The organism is Kitasatospora sp. NPDC056184 (assembly GCF_042268405.1).
Taxonomy (GTDB): Bacteria; Actinomycetota; Actinomycetes; order Streptomycetales; family Streptomycetaceae; genus Kitasatospora.
On the sequence record NZ_JBHJUI010000011.1, the window covers coordinates 13,518 to 31,727 of the forward strand.

General features: G+C 73.8%; 18 protein-coding genes. 6 read left to right on the plus strand and 12 right to left on the minus strand.

The annotated features are described in order from the left end of the window. Positions 1 to 176: 176 nt before the first annotated feature. On the plus strand, positions 177 to 809 hold the full coding sequence (locus tag ACFC0B_RS22070) for a TetR family transcriptional regulator (RefSeq protein ID WP_376088197.1): 633 nt from the start codon (positions 177 to 179) through the stop codon (positions 807 to 809). 4 nt (positions 810 to 813) lie between these two features. Here the strand turns inward: ACFC0B_RS22070 and ACFC0B_RS22075 are convergent, their stop codons facing one another. Continuing rightward, positions 814 to 1,611, minus strand: a complete 798-nt coding sequence (locus tag ACFC0B_RS22075; RefSeq protein WP_376088200.1) for a GntR family transcriptional regulator — start codon at positions 1,609 to 1,611, stop codon at positions 814 to 816. A 166-nt stretch (positions 1,612 to 1,777) separates the two neighbouring features. On the opposite strand from ACFC0B_RS22075, the gene ACFC0B_RS22080 reads away from it, so the two are divergent. The 3 genes from ACFC0B_RS22080 to ACFC0B_RS22090 are packed head-to-tail and all read left to right on the plus strand — an operon-like array spanning position 1,778 to position 5,507. Continuing rightward, positions 1,778 to 2,530: a tyrosine-protein phosphatase gene (locus tag ACFC0B_RS22080; protein WP_376088204.1), complete on the plus strand. Its 753-nt coding sequence runs from the start codon at positions 1,778 to 1,780 to the stop codon at positions 2,528 to 2,530. After that, the gene (locus tag ACFC0B_RS22085; protein ID WP_376088207.1) at positions 2,527 to 4,311 is read left to right on the plus strand and encodes a glycoside hydrolase family 3 protein; all 1,785 of its coding nucleotides are present in this window, start codon (positions 2,527 to 2,529) and stop codon (positions 4,309 to 4,311) included. The genes ACFC0B_RS22080 and ACFC0B_RS22085 overlap by 4 nt, the downstream gene beginning before the upstream one ends. Next, positions 4,308 to 5,507: a glycoside hydrolase family 1 protein gene (locus ACFC0B_RS22090; protein WP_376088210.1), complete on the plus strand. Its 1,200-nt coding sequence runs from the start codon at positions 4,308 to 4,310 to the stop codon at positions 5,505 to 5,507. Before ACFC0B_RS22085 ends, ACFC0B_RS22090 begins: the two co-directional genes overlap by 4 nt. A 67-nt stretch (positions 5,508 to 5,574) precedes the next feature. Here ACFC0B_RS22090 and ACFC0B_RS22095 read toward each other — a convergent pair whose 3' ends face one another. The 3 genes from ACFC0B_RS22095 to ACFC0B_RS22105 are packed head-to-tail and all read right to left on the minus strand — an operon-like array spanning position 5,575 to position 7,674. Then, positions 5,575 to 6,483: a transporter substrate-binding domain-containing protein gene (locus tag ACFC0B_RS22095; RefSeq protein WP_376088213.1), complete on the minus strand. Its 909-nt coding sequence runs from the start codon at positions 6,481 to 6,483 to the stop codon at positions 5,575 to 5,577. 22 nt (positions 6,484 to 6,505) lie between these two features. After that, positions 6,506 to 7,252, minus strand: coding sequence for a hypothetical protein (locus ACFC0B_RS22100; RefSeq protein ID WP_376088216.1), 747 nt, complete (start codon positions 7,250 to 7,252; stop codon positions 6,506 to 6,508). Positions 7,253 to 7,254: 2 nt separating this feature from the next. Continuing rightward, positions 7,255 to 7,674 carry a hypothetical protein gene (locus tag ACFC0B_RS22105; protein ID WP_376088219.1) on the minus strand — a complete coding sequence of 140 codons (420 nt, stop codon included), beginning with the start codon at positions 7,672 to 7,674 and terminating at the stop codon, positions 7,255 to 7,257. A 211-nt stretch (positions 7,675 to 7,885) separates the two neighbouring features. On the opposite strand from ACFC0B_RS22105, the gene ACFC0B_RS22110 reads away from it, so the two are divergent. Continuing rightward, entirely contained in the window at positions 7,886 to 8,452 is a 567-nt protein-coding gene (locus tag ACFC0B_RS22110; RefSeq protein WP_376088222.1) for a DUF4291 domain-containing protein, read from the plus strand. A gap of 86 nt (positions 8,453 to 8,538) precedes the next feature. Continuing rightward, positions 8,539 to 8,958 (plus strand): RidA family protein, encoded by a 420-nt coding sequence (locus ACFC0B_RS22115; protein WP_376088225.1) that lies wholly within the window; start codon positions 8,539 to 8,541, stop codon positions 8,956 to 8,958. 99 nt (positions 8,959 to 9,057) lie between these two features. Here the strand turns inward: ACFC0B_RS22115 and ACFC0B_RS22120 are convergent, their stop codons facing one another. The 8 genes from ACFC0B_RS22120 to ACFC0B_RS22155 all read right to left on the minus strand — a co-directional run bounded on the left by ACFC0B_RS22120 (position 9,058) and on the right by ACFC0B_RS22155 (position 17,707). Further along, positions 9,058 to 9,492 (minus strand): YybH family protein, encoded by a 435-nt coding sequence (locus ACFC0B_RS22120; protein ID WP_376088228.1) that lies wholly within the window; start codon positions 9,490 to 9,492, stop codon positions 9,058 to 9,060. Positions 9,493 to 9,628: 136 nt separating this feature from the next. Beyond that, positions 9,629 to 10,189 carry a hypothetical protein gene (locus ACFC0B_RS22125; RefSeq protein ID WP_376088231.1) on the minus strand — a complete coding sequence of 187 codons (561 nt, stop codon included), beginning with the start codon at positions 10,187 to 10,189 and terminating at the stop codon, positions 9,629 to 9,631. Between the two features lie 146 nt (positions 10,190 to 10,335). After that, positions 10,336 to 11,355 (minus strand): N-acetylglucosamine kinase, encoded by a 1,020-nt coding sequence (locus tag ACFC0B_RS22130; RefSeq protein ID WP_376088234.1) that lies wholly within the window; start codon positions 11,353 to 11,355, stop codon positions 10,336 to 10,338. Positions 11,356 to 11,558: 203 nt separating this feature from the next. Continuing rightward, positions 11,559 to 12,848 carry a 6-phospho-beta-glucosidase gene (locus ACFC0B_RS22135; protein ID WP_376088237.1) on the minus strand — a complete coding sequence of 430 codons (1,290 nt, stop codon included), beginning with the start codon at positions 12,846 to 12,848 and terminating at the stop codon, positions 11,559 to 11,561. Then, positions 12,848 to 13,759 (minus strand): carbohydrate ABC transporter permease, encoded by a 912-nt coding sequence (locus tag ACFC0B_RS22140; RefSeq protein WP_376088240.1) that lies wholly within the window; start codon positions 13,757 to 13,759, stop codon positions 12,848 to 12,850. Before ACFC0B_RS22140 ends, ACFC0B_RS22135 begins: the two co-directional genes overlap by 1 nt. Positions 13,760 to 13,941: 182 nt before the next feature. Next, on the minus strand, positions 13,942 to 14,940 hold the full coding sequence (locus tag ACFC0B_RS22145; RefSeq protein ID WP_376088243.1) for a carbohydrate ABC transporter permease: 999 nt from the start codon (positions 14,938 to 14,940) through the stop codon (positions 13,942 to 13,944). Between the two features lie 41 nt (positions 14,941 to 14,981). Next, the gene (locus ACFC0B_RS22150) at positions 14,982 to 16,343 is read right to left on the minus strand and encodes an ABC transporter substrate-binding protein (protein ID WP_376088246.1); all 1,362 of its coding nucleotides are present in this window, start codon (positions 16,341 to 16,343) and stop codon (positions 14,982 to 14,984) included. 173 nt (positions 16,344 to 16,516) lie between these two features. Next, positions 16,517 to 17,707, minus strand: a complete 1,191-nt coding sequence (locus tag ACFC0B_RS22155) for an ROK family protein (RefSeq protein ID WP_376088249.1) — start codon at positions 17,705 to 17,707, stop codon at positions 16,517 to 16,519. Between the last annotated feature and the right edge of the window lie 503 nt (positions 17,708 to 18,210).

The window sequence follows — 18,210 nt, forward strand, 5'->3', positions numbered from 1 at the left end:
CCGGTGGCCGCCGCTGCACAGCCTTTGGAAGTGGCACAACTGCCAATTGGCACTTGTGCAAACTTTGCATGACGAACTGACGACGACTTGGCGCGCGGCTTGAGCGGGCCGCGCCACGCGTGATTCCGTACGACTACGGCCGCGTGCGGCAGAGCAGTTGACGAGGGGCGAGCAGGATGCAGGGGCAGGGGACGGACACCGTGGCGGAGCCCGGGCTGCGCGACCGCAAGCGGGCGCGCACCAGGCAGGCCATCCGCACGGCGGGGCTCGACCTCTTCGAGGAGCAGGGCTTCGAGGGCACCACGGTGGACCAGATCTGCCGCCGGGCCGACGTCGCCCACCGCACCTTCTTCCGCTACTACGAGTGCAAGGAGGCGCTGCTCTTCGGCATGGACTTCGGCGCCGCCTTCCTGGACGCCTTCGCCGCCGCACCGGCCGAGCTGGAGCTCTGGGCCGCCTTCCGGCACGCCGGCGGCTCCGTCGACGGGCTGTTGGAGGAGCCGGCCGAGCACACCGTGCGGCGCCGGGCGCTGCGGCGCGGCTTCATCGAGATCCGCAGTGTGCGCGACTTCGCGCTCGTCCTGACCGACACCTTGTCGCAGCGGGTGGCGGTGATCGTGGCCGAGCGGCTGGGAGTCGACCCGTTGGTCGACCTGCGGCCGCAGGCGTTCGGGGCGCTGATGGCGGGCATGACCCGGCGGCAGATCGTCGACGGCAACGAGATGCGCTCGCTGGAGGAGTGGGTGGAGGCGTTCCGGGTGCTGCTGGCGCGGTTCGACGCACCGGCCCCGGCGGGAGCCGCCCGGTGAACGCCTACCGGGCCGGCCCCGACCCGCCCCCCGGCTCGCGGTAGTTCAGCACGAACCGCGCGCTGCTGCCGTCGATCCGCCGCCGCAGGTACAGCGCGGGCGCGCCGTCCGGCGTGCAGCTGACGCCCTCGCGGACCAGCAGCGCGGTGCCCGGCGGCACCCCGAGCAGCTCCGCGTCGGCGAGGTCCGCGCCGATCGCGCCGAACGCCCGCCAGTCGTACTCCAGCTCCACCCCGGCCGCCCGGGCCAGGTCGAGCACCATGTTGCCGGGACGGCCCGGCCGCACCAGCTCGGCCGGCAGCGGCCCGGACGGCACCCAGTAGCTGCTCACCACCCGGGGCCGGCCGCCCAGCCGGATCACCGTGTCCACCCGGGACAGCTCCTCGGGCGCGCGTCCCAGCCGGCGGGCCGCCTCGTCGTCCTCGGCCGAGCCGGTCACCGGCGGCGCGGCCACCACGAACTCGCCGTCCCGCGCCGCCTCGGGCGCGTCCGCGTCGAGCGGCAGCCCGCTGTGCACGCTGCCGAGGTCGAACCGCTGGCTGCGCGGGTCGACCGCGATCGACACCCGCACCGCCGGCGGGCGGACGAAGGTCCCCACGCCCCGGCGGATCTCCAGCACGGCGGCCCGCTCCAGCTCGGCCACCGCCTGCCGGACGGTCAGCCGGTTGACGCCGAACTCGGCGCTCAGCTCCGGCTCGCTGGGCAGCCGGGAGCCCGCCGGGTACGTCCCGGCGTCGATGCGCTCCTGGAGCTGCCGGGCCAGCCGGCGGTACAGCGGGGTCTCGGTTCGGTGCGTCGCCACGCGCCAGATCCTACGGAGCCGGGTGGCGACTTACGTCCCCGGTTGTCCGGAAGTTCACCTCCTCGTCGCTTGCCCGGCGCCCCGCTCGCCAGGTAGACATCTAGACGTCTAGATGTCTCGCCTCCGCCCTCACCCCCCTGTTCTCCCGCACCGAAAGGCCCCCGCCGTGACCCTGGTCAACTTCCGCGACCCCGCCGCCCTCACCGACCCCGAGGGCCGCTGGATCCGCCCCGGCGTGCTCCACCGCTCCGCCCAGCCGTACCCGGCCGACGACGCCTCGGTCGTCGAGCAGCTGAACGCCGCCGGCGTCCGCACGATCATCGACCTGCGCGGCGACGTCGAGGCCGAGGACACCGACTGGGCGCAGTCCCGGGCCGCCGGCATCGAGGTGGTCGCCGCCCGCGTCCAGCCCACCGACCCGCGGCTGGAGGCGGCCATGAAGGAGATGACCACCGACGCGGACCTCGGCGCCTTCTACCTGCTGATGGCCGAGTCCGCCCCCGAGGCGGTCAAGCTCGCCGTCGAGGCCGCCACCCGCCCCGGTGGCCTGCTGGTGCACTGCGCCGCCGGCAAGGACCGCACCGGCTGGCTGACCGCCCTGCTGCTCGACCTGCTGGGCGTCCCCGCCGAGGAGATCGTCGCCGACTACCACCGCACCACCGAGGCGCTGCCGCAGATCTGGGCGAACCTGGCCGAGCGCAACCGCGCCGCCCTGAACGACTACGAAGGCGGTACCTTCGTCGTCCCCCGCCCGCTGCTGGAGGCCCCGGCCGACGCGATGGCCGCCTTCCTGGAGCTGGTCGCCGCCCGCTACGGCGGCACCGAGGGCCTGCTCGCCCACTGCGGGGTGGACGCCGCGACCGTCGAGGCCTTCCGCGCCAAGGCCGCCGCCGCGACCGCCGCCGGGGTGACGGCATGACGGCCCTGCTGCACCACACCGACGGCACGCCCTTCCGCGACCTCAACCACAACGGCACCATGGAGCCCTACGAGGACCCGCGGCTGCCCGTCGAGGAGCGCGTCGAGGACCTCCTCGCCCGGATGACCCTGGAGGAGAAGGCCGCGCAGATGCTGCACGGCCGGATGCTCCCCGGCAACCAGGGCCCCTTCCCGTCCGGCGACCACCTCATCACCGAACGCGGCCTCACCGCCTTCGGCATGATGGCCGTCCCCGACGCCCGCACCATGGCCGAGTGGAACAACCACGTCCAGGACCTCGCCGCCGCGAGCCGCCTCGGCATCCCGGTCACCCTCGCCTCCGACCCCCGGCACGGCTTCACCACCAACCCCGCCACCGCCTTCGCCGGCGGCGGCTTCTCGGTCGGCCCCGAGCCGATCGGCCTCGGCGCCACCGACGACCCGGAGCTGGTCGAGGAGTACACCGCGCTGATCGGCCGCGAGCTGCGCGCCGTCGGCATCCGGGTCGCCATCCACCCGATGGCCGACCTCGCCACCGAGCCGCGCTGGGCCCGGATCAGCGGCACCTTCGGCGAGGACCCCGAGCGGGTCTCCCGGATCATCGCCGCCTACATCCGCGGCCTCCAGGGCGAGCGGATCGGGCCGGACAGCGTCGCCTGCATGACCAAGCACTTCCCCGGCGGCGGCCCGCAGCACCGGGGCGAGGACTCGCACTTCGCGGCCGGCCGGAGCCTGGCCTACCCGGGCGGCGCCTTCGAGCAGCACCTGCGCCCCTTCGAGGCCGCCTTCGAGGCCGGCACCGCGCAGATCATGCCCGCCTACGCGATCCCCTCCGGCTCCGGGCTCGCCGAGGTCGGCGCCAACTTCAACCACGACGTCATCACCGGCCTGCTGCGCGGCCGGTACGGCTTCGACGGCGTGGTCTGCACCGACTTCAACGCCATCACCGGCATGGAGATCCCGGGCCTGGTCAGCCTGCCGCCGCGGCACTGGGGCGTCGAGGAGCTGTCGGTGCCCGAGCAGGTCGCGATGACCCTGCACGCGGGCGCCGACCAGCTCGGCGGCGAGACCGACCCCGAGCTGATCCTCGACGTCGTCCGCTCCGGGGCCGTCACCGAGGCCCGCCTCGACGAGTCCGTCCGCCGCATCCTGCGCGACAAGTTCCGGCTCGGCCTGTTCGACGACCCGTACGTGGACGCCGAGGCGGCCGCCGCCCTGGTCGGCGCCCCGGCCGGCCGTGAGCTCGGCCGCAGGGTCCAGGCCGCCTCGCTGGTGCGCCTCGCCGGGCAGCCGCTGACCGGCGGGCGGATCTACGCCGAGGGCGTGGACGCCGAGGTCGCGGCCCGCTACGGGACGGTCGTCGAGCGCCCCGAGGACGCCGACGTCGCGGTCGTCCGCGTCGCCACGCCGTACGAGAAGCGCGGGGGGCTGCTGGAGCAGCACTTCCACACCGGCACCCTGGAGTTCGAGCCGGAGGAGGCCGCCCGGATCGCCGCGCTGGCCGACACCGTCCCCACCGCCGTCGTCGCGCTGCTCGAACGCCCCGCCGTGCTGACCCCGCTGGCGCCCCACGCGGCCCTGCTGGTCGGCGAGTTCGGCGCCGCCGACGACGTCGTGCTGGACGCGGTGTTCGGCCGCACCCCGATGACCGGCACGCTCCCGTTCGACCTGCCGCGCTCGGACGCCGCCGTCGAGGCCTCCCGCGAGGACGTGCCCTTCGACACGGCCGACCCGCTCTTCCGGGCCGGCCACCCGACCGCCCCGCGCGGGGTGACGGCATGACCGGCGGCGGCGCACTGCCGGAGGGCTTCCTGTTCGGTGCCTCCACCGCCGCCCACCAGATCGAGGGCAACAACACCACCAGCGACTGGTGGGCGTTCGAGACGCGCCCCGGCTCGCCGCTGCCCGAACCCAGCGGCGACGCCGCCGACAGCTTCCACCGCTGGCCCGAGGACATGGACCTGCTCGCCGGACTGGGCTTCAACGCCTACCGGTTCAGCATCGAGTGGGCCCGGATCGAGCCGGTGCGCGGCCGCTTCTCGCGGGCCGCGCTGGCCCACTACCGGGCGATGGTGGAGGGCGCGCTGGCCCGCGGGCTCACCCCGGTGGTGACGCTCCACCACTTCACCGTGCCGCAGTGGTTCGCCGAGGCGGGCGGCTGGCTCGCCCCCGACGCCGCCGAGCTGTTCGCGCGGTACGCCGCCACCGCCGCCGCCGAGGTGCTCGACGGCGTCCGGTACGTGGCGACCGTCAACGAGCCGAACGTCCTCGCCCGGATGGACACCGTCAGGCGGCTGTTCGCCACCGGCGGCCCGGCCGGCGCGGACCTCGACCGCATCGACCCCGCCGAGGACATCACCGAGGCGCTGGTGCGGGCCCACCGCACCGCGAGCACGGCGCTGCGTGAGGCCGACCCCCGGCTGCTGGTCGGCTGGACGGTCGCCGCCCTCGGCCTCCACCCCGTGGAGCCCGGCGCCGAGGCCGTCACCGCGGCCGTGGCCCGGCGGCGGGAGGACGTCTTCGTCGAGGCCGCCCGCGGCGACGACTGGATCGGCGTGCAGGCCTACACCCGCACCCCGGTCGGCGTCGACGGCCCGGTCCCGGTCGCCGAGGGCGTCCGCACCACGATCAAGGGCTGGGAGTACTACCCGCGGGCGCTCGGCGACGCGGTCCGCCGGACGGCCGCACTGGTCGGCCCGGACGTGCCGCTGCTGGTCACCGAGAACGGCATCGCCACCGCCGACGACACCGAGCGGATCGCCTACACCGCGGAGGCGCTGGCCGGTCTCGCCGAGGCCCTGCGCGACGGTGTCGACGTGCGCGGCTATCTGCACTGGAGCCTGCTCGACAACTACGAGTGGGGCTCCTACCGGCCGACCTTCGGCCTGGTCGCCGTCGACCCGCGGACCTTCGAGCGCACCCCGAAGCCCTCCGCCCACTGGCTCGGCGCCCTCGCCCGGGACGGGCGCCTGGGTTGACCCGCGCCACCCGGGCGGGAGCGGGGCGTCGGACCGGCCGGCCTCCCGCTCCCGCCCGGTCGGCCCGTCACTTCACGGCCGCGTTGGCCGGGCGGTCGCGGCAGGACGCGGCGTCGATCTCGATCTCGGTCGGCCTGGCCTCGTTGCGCCGCTCCAGGGGCAGTTGCGGCAGGTTGTTCTGGACGTCGCGGTCCCACTCGTTGCTCACCACGTACTTCCTGAGCGCGTCCCGCAGCCGCTCGCAGTCCTTGCGGTGGCCCTTGGCGAGGGCGACGCCGTAGTCGTTGGTCGCGCCGAACGCGATCCCCGGCACGACCGCCAGCGCCGGCTCCGCCTCCATGAAGCCGTAGAGGATCAGCTGGTCGGTGGAGACCGCGTCGACCTCCCCGGCCTTGAGCGCGTTGACGCAGAAGCCCGCGTCGTCCTCCTCCCGCAGCCGGATCGCCGAGTAGGAGGGCTTGCGCAGTTCGTCGGCCGAGGTGGTGCCCTTCCAGACGCACACCAGCCGGCCGTTGAGGTCGTCCAGGGTGTGGTAGCGCTCCAGGTCGGCCGCCCGCACCAGCATGCCCTGCTGCGTGGACGCGTAGGGGCCGACGAAGTCGAGCCCCTCCCCGCCCTCCTTGACCGGGAGCATCCGCTGGGCGGTGATCGAGAAGGTCGCCACCACGAGGTCGACGTCCCCGTCCCGCAGGGCGGGGGCGCGGTTCTTGGAGATGATGCCGTTGAAGATCGGGGGTTCCGCCCCGACCCGGTCCAGCAGCTCCCGGGCCACCGCGATGTCCAGTCCGTCGAAGTCGCCGGCGTGCCGCTCCCGGCTGGTGCCGGGCTGGTCGCTCTTCGCCCCGATCCGGACCTTCTTCTTGTCGGCGAAGATCGACGGCTCCGGCTCGGCCCCGCACCCCCCGGCGGCGAGGGCGAGCAGGATCGCCGCGGTGGCGGCCCGGAGCGCGGACCGCCGTCGTCGTGTGTCCGTCATGTGCGTCCCCCCAGGATCCTGATCAGTCGTTGAAGAGCGTCCCGTCGGCCTTCGCCACCCGCATCACGCAGTTCTGCCGGGTCTGCACCGAGATCTCGACGGCCACCTCGCCGCGCTGTCCGCCGAGGTCGAACTCCACCACGGACTGCGCGGGCACCCGCTGGACGCCCGGGGTGACCCCCGGCGTGAGCGCCGTGAGCGTCGCGGTCGTCTTGTGGACGCAGGTTGGTGACGCCGGGTCGTCGTCCGCGAGGGTCAGTGCGAGCCGGAGCCGGTCCCGGGCCTTCCCGGGGGCCGGCGCGGGCAGTACGAGGGTCTGCGTCCCGGAGCCGGTGAGCGGCTGGGTGGCCCGGACGGAGATCTCCACCGCGATCTCGCCGTTGCGCCGGACTTCCTCCAGTCCGGCCAGGCCGAGCAGGGAGGCGAGCAGCGCGGTCACGACGAGCAGCAGACCCGCCGTCGACCAGGTGCGCGCCACCCCCGCCGATCCCGATCCGGCGACGGCGCACCGCACGGACAGCACGAAGCCGGCCGCGAGGGCGGCGTAGAACAAGGGGTACTGGCTCTGCGGGCCGCCGGGCCAGGACAGGGCGGCGTACCCGGCGATGCCGAGGGCCACCAGGAGCGGCAGCAGCGCCACGAGCGAGCGCGGGTCGACGTTCCTGAGGAAGGTGAAGGTGGAGCGGTCGATGTGGGCGGCGTTGAACGCCTGCCCGCCGGACGAGTGGATCTGGGCGGGCCGGTCCGGACCCGGGTGCTCGGGGCCCACCGCTAGTTCCCGAAGGTGAACGTGGAGTTCTCGATGTGGCCGGCGTTGAACGCCCGCTCGCCGGACGAGTTGATGACGACCTGCTTCTGGACGGTCTCCACCAGCCGCTCCGCGCCGAGGCCGTTCGCCGCCGCGCCGCGCAGCCAGGCGGTGAGCGCCGCGGCCAGCCGGGCGCGGTCGGCCTCGTCGAGGCCGCCCAGCAGGCCGTCGACCCGCTCCTCGGGCAGGTCGTGACGGTCCAGCACCTCGGCGACCTCGCCGGAGCGCCGGCCGAAGAGGCGGCGGAAGAAGCCCTCGCCCGCGTCCGCCGTCCCCGTGGCGACGCGCTGCGCGGCCTCCTCCGCCAGCTGGGTTCCGAAGGCGGTCGCGGCCACCGTGAAGTACGGGGCGATCGCGGTGATGTCGGTGAGCAGCTCGGACATGGGCCCCCCAGAATGTCCAGGCCACCCGCTGACAGGTGGCCGCGGCGACTGCGATGGTAGCGATCGGGGGGCGGCCGCGCACCGCTCCGTACCGAACCGGTGCCGGGGCGGCCCGCCCCCGGGCCGGGCCGGACGGAGAACCGCAGGTGGGCCGGGGCGCACGGGAAAACCGCTCGCCCCGGGCGGCGGCGCGCTGGCAGAGTCCGCTGTCATGTCGCACCTGTACGGGATCCGGGCCGACCACGACGCCGCCACGGTCGTCGTCTACCAGGCCTACGCCCCCGCCGTGGCCGACGCGGCCCTCGCCGCCGGGCGGTTCGTCCCGCCGTTCTCCTTCGGGCGGATGACGTGGATCAAGCCCTCGTTCCGCTGGCTGATGCACCGCAGCAACTGGGCCCGCAAGCCCGGCCAGGAGCGCGTCCTCGCCGTCCGGATCACCCGGGAGGGCTGGGAGGAGGCGTTGGGGCGGGCCGTCCTGACCACCGCCGACCCCGCCGTGCTCGCCCGCGCCGAGGTGCACGTCCAGTGGGACCCGGAGCGCTCGCTGCGCGGCGCCGCGCTCAACCACTACAGCATCCAGGTCGGGGTGGGCCGCACCCTGATCCGGACCTTCGCCGAGGAGTGGATCACCGGGATCACCGACCTCACCCCGCAGGTGCGGCGGATCGCCGACCTCCTCCAGGGGGGCCGTGCCGCCCAGGCGCAGCGGCTGCTGCCCCCGGAGCGCCCGTACCCGCTGCCGCCCGCGCTCGCCGCCCGCGTGGGTGCCAACGGGTGACATTCCGTCACGGAGCGGATGATCGCGGACCGTCGGACGTTGTCCCGGCCGGACAGCGGACACCGCACCGGAAGGGAAGCAACCCCGTGACCGACAACCGCACCATCACCAACCCGCCCGACCTGCACGACCCCACGCCGTTCGGCTACAGCCACGCCGTCTCCGCCCCCGGCCAGACGGTCTACCTCGCCGGGCAGTACGCCTCCGACGCGGCCGGCCAGGTCGCGGTGGAGGGCTTCGCCGCCCAGGTCGACCTCTCCCTCGCCAACCTCCGCCGGGCGCTGGCCGGTGTCGGCCTCGGCTTCGAGAACGTCGTCCGGCTCGGCTCGTTCGTCAAGGACCACGACCTGGCGAAGCTGGAGGTCCTCAACGGCGCCGTGCGCGCCGCCTTCGGCGACCGGCTGCCGACCCAGACGCTCAGCGGGGTGGCGACGCTGGCGCTGCCCGGGATGCTCGTCGAGATCGACGCGATCGCCGTCCGCCCCGCCCGGGACGACGCCTCCTGACGGCGCCCCCCTGACGACGCCCCTGACGACGAAGGGGGCCGCCTCCCCGGCACGATCACGGGATCAGGAGGCGGCCCCCGGTCCGAGACCGGTCAGGACCTACGCTGCGGACTGGGCATCGACCGCGTTGTTCTGACCGGCCACGATCCTCCACCCGTCCGCCTGCCGGGCGACCACGTAGAGCGCCCGGCCGTGCGGACCCTCCACCGGCCTGCCCGCGGCGTCGGTGGGTGTCTGGGCCACGTTGACGGCGATCACGCCGTCCGTGATCGCCAGCAGCTTCACCACCTCGTAGCGGGCGTACGCGTCCTTGAGGAGCTCCCGCATCGCCGGCCCGCTGAACGCGGTGATCGCCGCCCGCCCGTCCAGCCGCCGGCCGGCCGCGTTGGTCCACGACGCCCGCTCGCCGAACTGCGCGCCGAGCGCCTCCGCGTCCTTGCGGTTGAACGCGTCCTCCAGCGCCGCGACCACCCCGGTCACCGCCTCCCGCACCTCCACCGGCACGTCCCCCGCCACCAGCAGCCCGTCCGCCATGACCAGCACCCCTCCCCGACATCGGCATCCTCCGGCGGCGATCACCGCCGGAACCCCATCCGACAACCTCAACCGCGGTTGAGGTCAAGCCCGCCGTGTCGAACCCCCGATGTCCGCCCCGCCGGGAGCGGCCCGGTCAGGGGTGCGGCAGCTCCCGGATGCGGGTGATCCGGCCGCGGGCGTCCAGGACGACGTCGTAGGTGTTGCCCCAGCAGGCGTAGGGGGGCTCGGGCTCGCCGCCGGTGAGGCAGGTGTCCAGGTGGTCCAGGAGGACCGGGAGTTGGACCTCCTTGGCGGGCTCGTCGTGCGGGAGGTCGACCAGGGTGGCGGTGGCGTGGGCGGCCAGGGCGTGGGTGGCGGGGTCGGCGTCGGGGGTGCAGGCGGGGCGGACGGTCAGGCGGCCGTCGGTGACGTCGAGGATCCGGACGATCCGGCGGCCGGCCGGGGTGGCGCAGGGGGCGGGGGAGGAGGAGTCCGCGGAGAAGAAGTCGGGGGCGAGGGAGCCGGGGGCGTCCCAGGACTCCTCGTCGGCGAAGTCCGAGGGGTCCTCGGTGTCGTCGAGGTCCTCGGCGTCCTCGACGTCCTCCGAGGCCATCGCCAGCGTCGGGTCCTCGTCGATCGGGGTGCAGGCGGCGAGCCCGGCGGTGGCGGCGCAACAGAGCAGCGCGGCGAGGAGGAGGCGGCGGGGCGCGGTCATGGGGCGAGTCTCCCAGGAACGTGGCCGGACGAGACATCCACCTGGACGCGGAATCCGCGGACCCGGTTCCGGGCGACCGCCCCCGCCGGGTGTGCGGACCGGGCGGGGGCGGGGACGGTGAGGCGTCGCGCGGCGACGGTGAGGCGCTACGCGGCGACGGGGTGCGCCGGGTCGTAGGCCTTGCGGACCCGCTCCTGGGCCTCGGGTCCGGCCTGCAGCCGGTCCAGCCCGAGCAGCGCCGCGCCGAGGACCGGCGGGGCGACCACGATCCGCGGCTCGGCGAGCGGGGCCTCGGCGGCCAGCCGGGCCGTCAGGTTGTCGAGCAGCAGCGGCTGCCGGGAGGCGAGCACCCCGCCGCCGAGCACCAGCGGGGTGGGGGTGTCCAGCAGCTCCAGGCGCCGCAGGGCGACGACGGCGAGCCGGGCGATCTCGTCGGCCTGCCGGTCGATCAGCGACCGGGCGGTGGCGTCCCCGGCCTCGGCGACGGCGAAGAGCACCCGGACGATCTCGTGCAGCCGGGTGGACGGCAGGTGCCCGAGGTGGACGGCCTCGGCGACGGCGATGGCGGTGGGCAGGCCGAAGTGGTCGGCGACGGCGGCGGCCAGGCCGGTCGGCCCGCCGCGCCCATCCTCCGCCCGGACGGCGTGCCACATGCTGTTGACGGCCAGGCCCCAGCCGCCGCCCCAGTCGCCGGTGAGCTCGCCGAGGGCGGGGAAGCGGGCGGTGCGGCCGTCGGGCAGCAGGCCGACGCAGTTGATGCCGGCGCCGCAGACCACGGCGACGCCGCACGGACCGTCGGTGCCGGCCCGCAGCAGGCCGAAGGTGTCGTTGACGACGGTGTTGCCGGCGCCCCACGGGTGGGACTCCAGGGCGACGCGCAGCGCCTCCTCCTCGACCGGCAGGTCGGCGTTGGCGAGGCAGGCGCTGACGTGGGCGGTCAGCGGGCCGGTCCAGCCGGCGGCCCCGGCCGCCGCCGCGGCCTCCTCGACCAGCGGGGCGAGCTCGGCGACTGCGGCGGCGGCACCGGTCTTCGCCGGGTGGAAGCCACCGCCCCGGGCGGAGCCGAGGACGGAGCCGTCGGTACCGATGAGGGCGACATCGGTCTTGGAGTTGCCGGCGTCGATGGCGAGGACGCCGGGCAGGTGCGGTTCGGGCTGGTGGGTCATTGGGGTTCCCGCGGCTCGTCGTACGTGGCCCGGCCGGGGGTCTTTCCCGGCCGGGGGTGGCGTGTCTCCGCCCGGTGCCCGCACCCGGGGGTGCGCGGTCCGCCCGCGATCCGGCCCGCACTCCCCCACGGAGTGCGGGCCGGGGACCGGGGGCCGGGCGCGGCCCGGACGGGGACGGGGACGGGGGACGGAGGCCGGGCGGGTCAGGCCCAGGCGAGGTGCTCGCGGTTGTGGGCGAGCAGCCGGTCCGTCAGCTGGTCGGCGAGTTCGATCTGGCCGACCAGCGGGTGGGCGAGCAGGGCGTCGAAGACCCGGTCGCGGCCGCCGCGCAGGGCGGCGTCCAGGGCGAGGTGCTCGTACGCGGTGACGGCGGCGACGAGGCCGGCGTACAGCGGCTCCAGCGGGCGCTGCGGCAGCGGGCGCACGCCCGCCGCGTCGACCTCGGCCGGCACCTCGATCACGGCGTCGTCCGGCAGGAACGGCAGCACGCCGTCGTTGCGGGTGTTGACCACCTGCACGGAGGTGCCGCCGCCGGTGCCGAGCAGCGCCGCGATGAGCTGCACCGCGGCCTCGGAGTAGAACGCGCCGCCGCGCTTGGCGAGCAGCTCCGGCTTGGTGTCGAGGGCCGGGTCGGCGTACATCTCCAGCAGCTGCCGCTCGATCTCGGCGACCTCGGCGGCGCGCGAGCCCTTGGACTTCAGTTCCTCCACCACCAGGTCGTGCTGGTAGAAGTACCGCAGGTAGTAGGACGGCACGACGCCGAGCCGCTCGATCACCCGCTGGGGCAGGTGCAGGTCCTCGGCGATCTCCCGGCCGAAGCCGGAGAGCAGCTCGGGCAGCACCTCGCGGCCGCCGGCCGCGCCGGGAGCGTCGAGCAGGGTGACCCCGCGCTCCCAGGTGAGGTGGTTGAGGCCGACGTGGTCGAGGCGGACCAGCTCAGGGTCGACACCCAGGTGCTTGGCGAAGCGCCGCTGGAAGCCGATGGCGACGTTGCACAGCCCGACGGCCTTGTGGCCGGCGTCCTGCAGGGCGCGGGTGACGATGCCGACCGGGTTGGTGAAGTCGACGATCCAGGCGTCGGGGTTGGCGCGCCGGACCGTCTCGGCGATGTCGAGCACCACCGGGACGGTGCGCAGCGCCTTGGCGAGGCCGCCGGCGCCGGTGGTCTCCTGGCCGACGCAGCCGCACTCCAGCGGCCAGGTCTCGTCCTGGTTGCGGGCCGCCTGCCCGCCGACCCGCAGCTGCAGCAGCACCGCGTCGGCGCCGGCGACGCCCGCGGCGACGTCGGTGGTCGTGGTGACGACGGCGCCGTGGCCCTGCTTGGCGAAGATCCGCCGGGCCAGCCCGCCGATCAGCTCCAGCCGGTCGGCGGCCGGGTCGACCAGGACGAGTTCGCCGATCGGCAGGGTGTCGCGCAGCCGGGCGAAGCCGTCGATCAGCTCCGGGGTGTACGTCGAACCGCCGCCAACGATGGCCAGCTTGAGTGCGGACATCAGCCCTTGACCCCTGTCAGTGTCACGCCTTCGATGAAGGCCTTCTGTGCGAAGAAGAAGAGGACGATCACCGGGGCCATCACGAGGAGGGTGGCGGCCATGGTGAGGTTCCAGTTGGTGTGGTGGGCGCCCTTGAAGGACTCCAGGCCGTAGGAGAGGGTCCAGGCGTCGTGGTTGCTGCTGGCGTAGATCTGCGGGCCGAAGTAGTCGTTCCAGCAGTAGAAGAACTGGAACAGGGCGACGGCGGCGATGGCCGGCTTGGCCATCGGCAGCACCACCCGCAGCAGGGTGCGCAGGTCGCCGCAGCCGTCGATCCGGGCCGCCTCGATGTACTCCTTGGGGATGGTCATCAGGAACTGCCGCAGCAGGAAGATCGAGAAGGCGTCGCCGAAGGCCATCGGGATGATCAGCGGCCAGAGCGAGCCGCCCAGCCCCAGCTGCTTCGCCCAGAACAGGTACATCGGGATGATGGTGACCTGCGGCGGCAGCATCATCATCGCGATGACCGCCATCAGCGCCAGGTTGCGGCCGCGGAAGCGGAACTTGGCGAGCGCGTAGGCGACCGGCAGGCTGGAGACGATGGTCAGCACGGTGCCGAGGCCCGCGTACAGCAGGGTGTTGCGCCACCAGGTGAGGAAGCCGGGGGTGTTCCAGACCTTGCTGTAGTTGCCCCAGTTCCACGACGTGGGCCAGTAGTCGGTGGTGAGCGCCTGGCTGTCCGACATCACCGAGGTCAGGAAGGCGAAGACGAACGGCAGCAGGAAGAACAGCCCGGCGGCGACGGCCAGCGAGTGGACGGCCACCCAGTTGAGCAGCGCGCGGCGGCGGGCGGTGCGGGCGGCGGCGGTGGCCGGGCCGCGGGCGGCGCCCCGGCCGGGCGCCTCGGCGGGGAGGGTTGAGCTGAGAGTCATGATCGTGTCCTCACTGGGCCAGGGTCCTCGCTTTCGGATCACGTCGGATCAGCGGGCGTCGTTGGAGTGCGTGCATCGGCGGTGCGGAGGAGGGAGTCCATGCGGAGCATTGGCGACCGACGACAAGCCGTCGAGGTGCGTGCTCCGGCGGCGTCCGCCCGGCGCGATCCGGAAGCGAGGGCCTAGTCGTCGCTGGCCATGAAGCCGGACCGGCGGCGCAGCAGCACCGAGGTGACGGCCATCGAGATGACGAACAGCACCAGGGCGACGACGCACGCCGCACCGTAGTTGAAGCGCTGGAAGCCGAGGTTGTAGACCATCTGCGGCAGGGTCCAGGTGGAGCCGGAGGGGTAGCCGGGCTCGAACTGCTGGCCGGAGTTGCCTGCGATGCCGCCGGCGACCTTCCCGGCGACGTACGCCTGCGTGTAGTACTGCATGGTCTGGATGACCCCGGTGACCACCGCGAACATGATGATCGGCGAGATGTTCGGCAGGGTGACGTACCGGAAGCGCTGGAACGGGCCGGCCCCGTCGAGCTCGGCGGCCTCGTACTGCTCCCTCGGCACGTCCAGCAGGGACGCCATGAAGATGACCATCAGGTCGCCGACGCCCCACATGGCGAGCAGGGTGAGCGCGGGCTTGGACCAGTCCGGGTCGGCGAACCAGCCGGGCTGCGGCAGCCCGATCTCGCCGAGGAAGTGGTTGACCGGGCCGGTGCCGGGGTTGAGCAGGAAGGCGAAGGCGACGGTCGCGGCCACCGGCGGGGCGAGGTAGGGCAGGTAGAAGGCGGTGCGGAAGAAGCCCACCCCGCTCTTGATCTTGGTGACCAGCAGCCCGATGCCGAGGCCGAACGCGACCCGCAGGCTCACCATGACGACGACCAGCCACAGGGTGTTGCGCAGGCCCTGCCAGAACGCCGGGAGGTCGTTGAAGACGTAGTCCCAGTTCTTCAGGCCGTTGAAGACGGGCGAGCCGAAGCCGTTGTACTTGGTGAACGAGAAGTAGATCGTCGAGATCAGCGGGTACAGGAAGAAGACGCTGAAGCCGATCAGCCAGGGGGAGAGGAAGGCCAGGTTGCGGGCCGCCGCCCGGCGGCGCTTCCGGCGCAGCTGCTGCTGCACGGGAGGCGCCGCCGGGGCGGTCGCTCCGGCCCCCTTGCGGGTGGCGGACGCGAGTGACATGGGAGCTCCGTGGACGGGCCGGACGCGCGGGTGGCCGGACGCTACTTGGCCTGGGCGATGGCGGCGTCGATCTCCTTGGCGGTGGCGGCGAGGCCGGCCGCGAGATCGGCCTGCTTGCCGGACTCGTAGTCGTAGCCGAGGTTCTGCAGGGAGACGATGTAGCCGCCGCCGTTGACGACCGCCGGCGTGGTGCCGGAGTTCTTGTTCTTCGCGATGTTCACGAAGGTCTTGAAGTTCTCGTCGGCGACCAGCTTCGGCGACTCCAGCGCGGCGAGGGTGCTCGGCACGTTGTGGATCGCGTTGGCGAAGGAGACGACCGCGTCGGTGTCGGTGGTCAGGAACTTGACGAACTCCCAGGCCGCGGCCTGCTTCTTGCTGGTGCTGGCGATGCCGACGATGGTGCCGGTCTGGTAGCCGCGGCCGTAGGTGTCCTGCTGGTCGTCCGGCACCGGGAACGGCGCGGTGGCCCACTCGAAGTCCGGCTTGTCGGTGGCGAGCGAGGCGGTGCGCCACTCGCCGTCGATGGCCATCGCGACCTGGCCGGTGTGGAACGGGTTCTTGGCGCTGAACTCCTCGCCGAAGGTGGAGCGGAACTTGTCCAGCTTGTCGTAGCCGCCGAGCTGGTCGACCAGGCCCTTCTGCCACTTCATCATCGCGGCGACCTTCGGGTCGGTGGCGATGGTGGACTTGCCGGAGCCGTCGAAGTAGGTCGGGCCGAACTGGCCGAGGAAGTGCTCGGTGGTCGACTCGTAGCCGTGGTAGAGCGGCATGAAGCCGAGCTGCTTGTAGCTGTCGCCCTCGGCGACGGTGAGCCGCTTGGCGACGTCGGCGAACTCGCTGAAGGTCTTCGGCGGGTTGGCGATGCCGGCGTCGGCGAAGGCCTTCTTGTTGTAGTACAGGCCGAAGGCGTCGCCGAGCAGCGGCAGCGAGCACTGGTTGCCCTGGAACTGCGTGTAGTCGAGCATCGCGGCCGGGAAGGTCTTGGCGGTGTCGATGCCGGACTTGGCCAGCAGCGGCTTGAGGTCGACGAAGGCCTTGGTGGAACAGAACATGCCGACGTTGTTGGTGGTGAAGGAGGAGACCACGTCGGGCGCGTCGTCGCCGCCGGCCCGCAGCGACTGGTTGACCTTGTCGTCGGCGATGTTGCCGACGGCCTTGACCTTGATGTTGGGGTGGGTCTTCTCGAAGGCGGCGATGTTGTCGTTGATCGCCTTCACCTCGGACTCCTGGCTCCAACCGTGCCAGAAGGTGATGGTGACGTCCTTGCCACTGGCCGAGTCGTCGCTGCCGGAGCCGTCGCTGCTGCCGGTGCAGGCGGTGGCGAGCAGGGCGAGGACGGCGCTGCCGGCCGCGGCGGCGATGGTCCGGCGGCTTCTGCGGGAGTGGGAGGTGGTGGAGTGCACTTCGAGGTCCTCCTGGGGCTGCGCGGGCAGGCGTCATTGCCTCGGGTCCCGCGTTCGGGGGTAGGGGAGAGGTGGGTGCAGGGCGTGCGGTGGAGCGTCGGGCTGCGGGGGGAGCGCGGTGCGGTGCTGTCGGTGCGTCGGCGTGCTGCGGTGCGTCGGCGTGCGATGGATCGTCAGTGTGTGGAGAAGACCGCCTCGCGGGCGGCCGCCAGCGCGCGCTGCAGCGCGCCGAGCAGGACGGGGGAGCCGGTCAGCGCGCTGCCGCGCACCTCCGGCCGGGCGGCGGCGATCCGGGCCAGCTCCTCGGCGACCAGGGCCCGCAGCCGTTCGCCGCCCGCGTTCGGCACCCCGCCGGAGACCACCACGAGCCGGGGGTCCACGACGGCGACGATCACGGCCAGGCCGACGGCCAGCCGGGCGGCCAGCTCGGCGAGGAACGCGTCGCCCGCGCCCGGGGTGGCCAGCGCCCTGGCGACCGACTCCTCGGCGGTCGGCGCGCCGAGCCCGTGCTCCTTGGCCAGGGCCCGGACGGCGGGGGCGCCGACCAGCTCCTGGAACCCGCCGGAGTTGCGGCGGCGGACGTCCTTGACCACCGGTGCGCCGGGCACCGGCATGTAGCCGACCTCGCCGGCGCCGCCGGTGAAGCCGCGGTGCAGCCGGCCGGCGATCACGATCGCCGCGCCGATGCCCTCGCCGGCCCAGAGCAGCACGAAGTCCTCGAACCCGCGGGCCGCGCCGGAGGACTGCTCGGCGACGGCGGCGAGGTTCACGTCGTTCTCGATCGTCACCGGCGCGCCGATCGCGGCGGCCAGGCCCTCGGCCAGCCGCGGCGCGTGCCAGCCGGGCAGGTGGGAGGCGTACCGCAGCTTGCCGGAGACCGGGTCCGGCGCGCCGCCGACGCCGATCACCACGGTGTGCAGGCCGCCCTCGGCGAGGCCGGCCGCGCGGACCGCCCCGGCGACCGCTCCGGCGACCCGGGGCACCGTCTCGGCGGCCGCCCAGCCCTTGGTGGGGACGACGTGCTCGGCGAGCGTGGAGCCGGTGATGTCGGCGATCGCGACCCGGACACGGCTGGTGGTGACGTCCACTCCGGCGACGTAGCCGGCCGCCGGATTCACCTGGTACAGCTGCGCGTTGGGGCCGGGTCCGCCGGCCGTGGTGCCCACCGGCAGCACCAGCCCGGCCGCCTCCAGGCGGGCCAGCAGCTGGGAGGCGGTGGGCTTGGAGAGCCCGGTCAGGGTGCCGATCTGGGTGCGGGAGAGCGGTCCGTTCTCCAGCAGGAGTTCGAGGGCGGCGCGGTCGTTGATGGCGCGCAACAGGCTGGGGGTGCCGGCGAGGGGGGCCTTGGCGGTGCTTCTGGTCACGCGAAGATCCTCCTCCTCGGGACGGCCGGGGCTGCCGGTTCGGGCCTGTGGCGAACTGTTAGGAAACTTTCCAGTCGCTTGGGACAGGACCGTACGGGCCCCGTCAGCGGAGTGTCAATGGCCCTTCCCCCGGAGGATGCCGACTCGTTACCGGGCAGCGCGCGGCCCCGATCTCACCGCCGCGGTGGGGCCGGGGCTCACGCTCGCCCGGCTGGTTCCGCCCGCCCCACCCGGACGGTGAAGCGGGCGGAACCAAAGGGTGGATCGGCTACTGCTGAATACAGGTGCGGCGGCCTCCTCGGGCGAGGAGGCCGCCGCACAGAGAAGGGTCGCCGGAGGCATGGAGCGGATGAGCAAGGCGGGCCCGCGTCATTGGACGCGGTGCCGCAGGGCCTGTTGTCCGTCGCCGCTTCGGCGGGGGCGCAGCGGCGGCCGGACATACCGCCCGCGCCGGGAGTCGGGCGGGGGGTGTTAAACAAAAGGAGCGGCCGCCCCCCAAGCAC

Excerpts from the sequence above, each read along its gene's own strand:
- ACFC0B_RS22105 (WP_376088219.1), bottom strand. The coding sequence starts at position 7,674 with ATGTCCGAGCTGCTCACCGACATCACCGCGATCGCCCCGTACTTCACG.
- ACFC0B_RS22110 (WP_376088222.1), top strand. The coding sequence starts at position 7,886 with ATGTCGCACCTGTACGGGATCCGGGCCGACCACGACGCCGCCACGGTC.
- ACFC0B_RS22085 (WP_376088207.1), top strand. The coding sequence starts at position 2,527 with ATGACGGCCCTGCTGCACCACACCGACGGCACGCCCTTCCGCGACCTC.
- ACFC0B_RS22145 (WP_376088243.1), bottom strand. The coding sequence starts at position 14,940 with ATGTCACTCGCGTCCGCCACCCGCAAGGGGGCCGGAGCGACCGCCCCG.
- ACFC0B_RS22125 (WP_376088231.1), bottom strand. The coding sequence starts at position 10,189 with ATGACCGCGCCCCGCCGCCTCCTCCTCGCCGCGCTGCTCTGTTGCGCC.
- ACFC0B_RS22095 (WP_376088213.1), bottom strand. The coding sequence starts at position 6,483 with ATGACGGACACACGACGACGGCGGTCCGCGCTCCGGGCCGCCACCGCG.
- ACFC0B_RS22130 (WP_376088234.1), bottom strand. The coding sequence starts at position 11,355 with ATGACCCACCAGCCCGAACCGCACCTGCCCGGCGTCCTCGCCATCGAC.
- ACFC0B_RS22140 (WP_376088240.1), bottom strand. The coding sequence starts at position 13,759 with ATGACTCTCAGCTCAACCCTCCCCGCCGAGGCGCCCGGCCGGGGCGCC.
- ACFC0B_RS22090 (WP_376088210.1), top strand. The coding sequence starts at position 4,308 with ATGACCGGCGGCGGCGCACTGCCGGAGGGCTTCCTGTTCGGTGCCTCC.
- ACFC0B_RS22070 (WP_376088197.1), top strand. The coding sequence starts at position 177 with ATGCAGGGGCAGGGGACGGACACCGTGGCGGAGCCCGGGCTGCGCGAC.
- ACFC0B_RS22135 (WP_376088237.1), bottom strand. The coding sequence starts at position 12,848 with ATGTCCGCACTCAAGCTGGCCATCGTTGGCGGCGGTTCGACGTACACC.
- ACFC0B_RS22120 (WP_376088228.1), bottom strand. The coding sequence starts at position 9,492 with ATGGCGGACGGGCTGCTGGTGGCGGGGGACGTGCCGGTGGAGGTGCGG.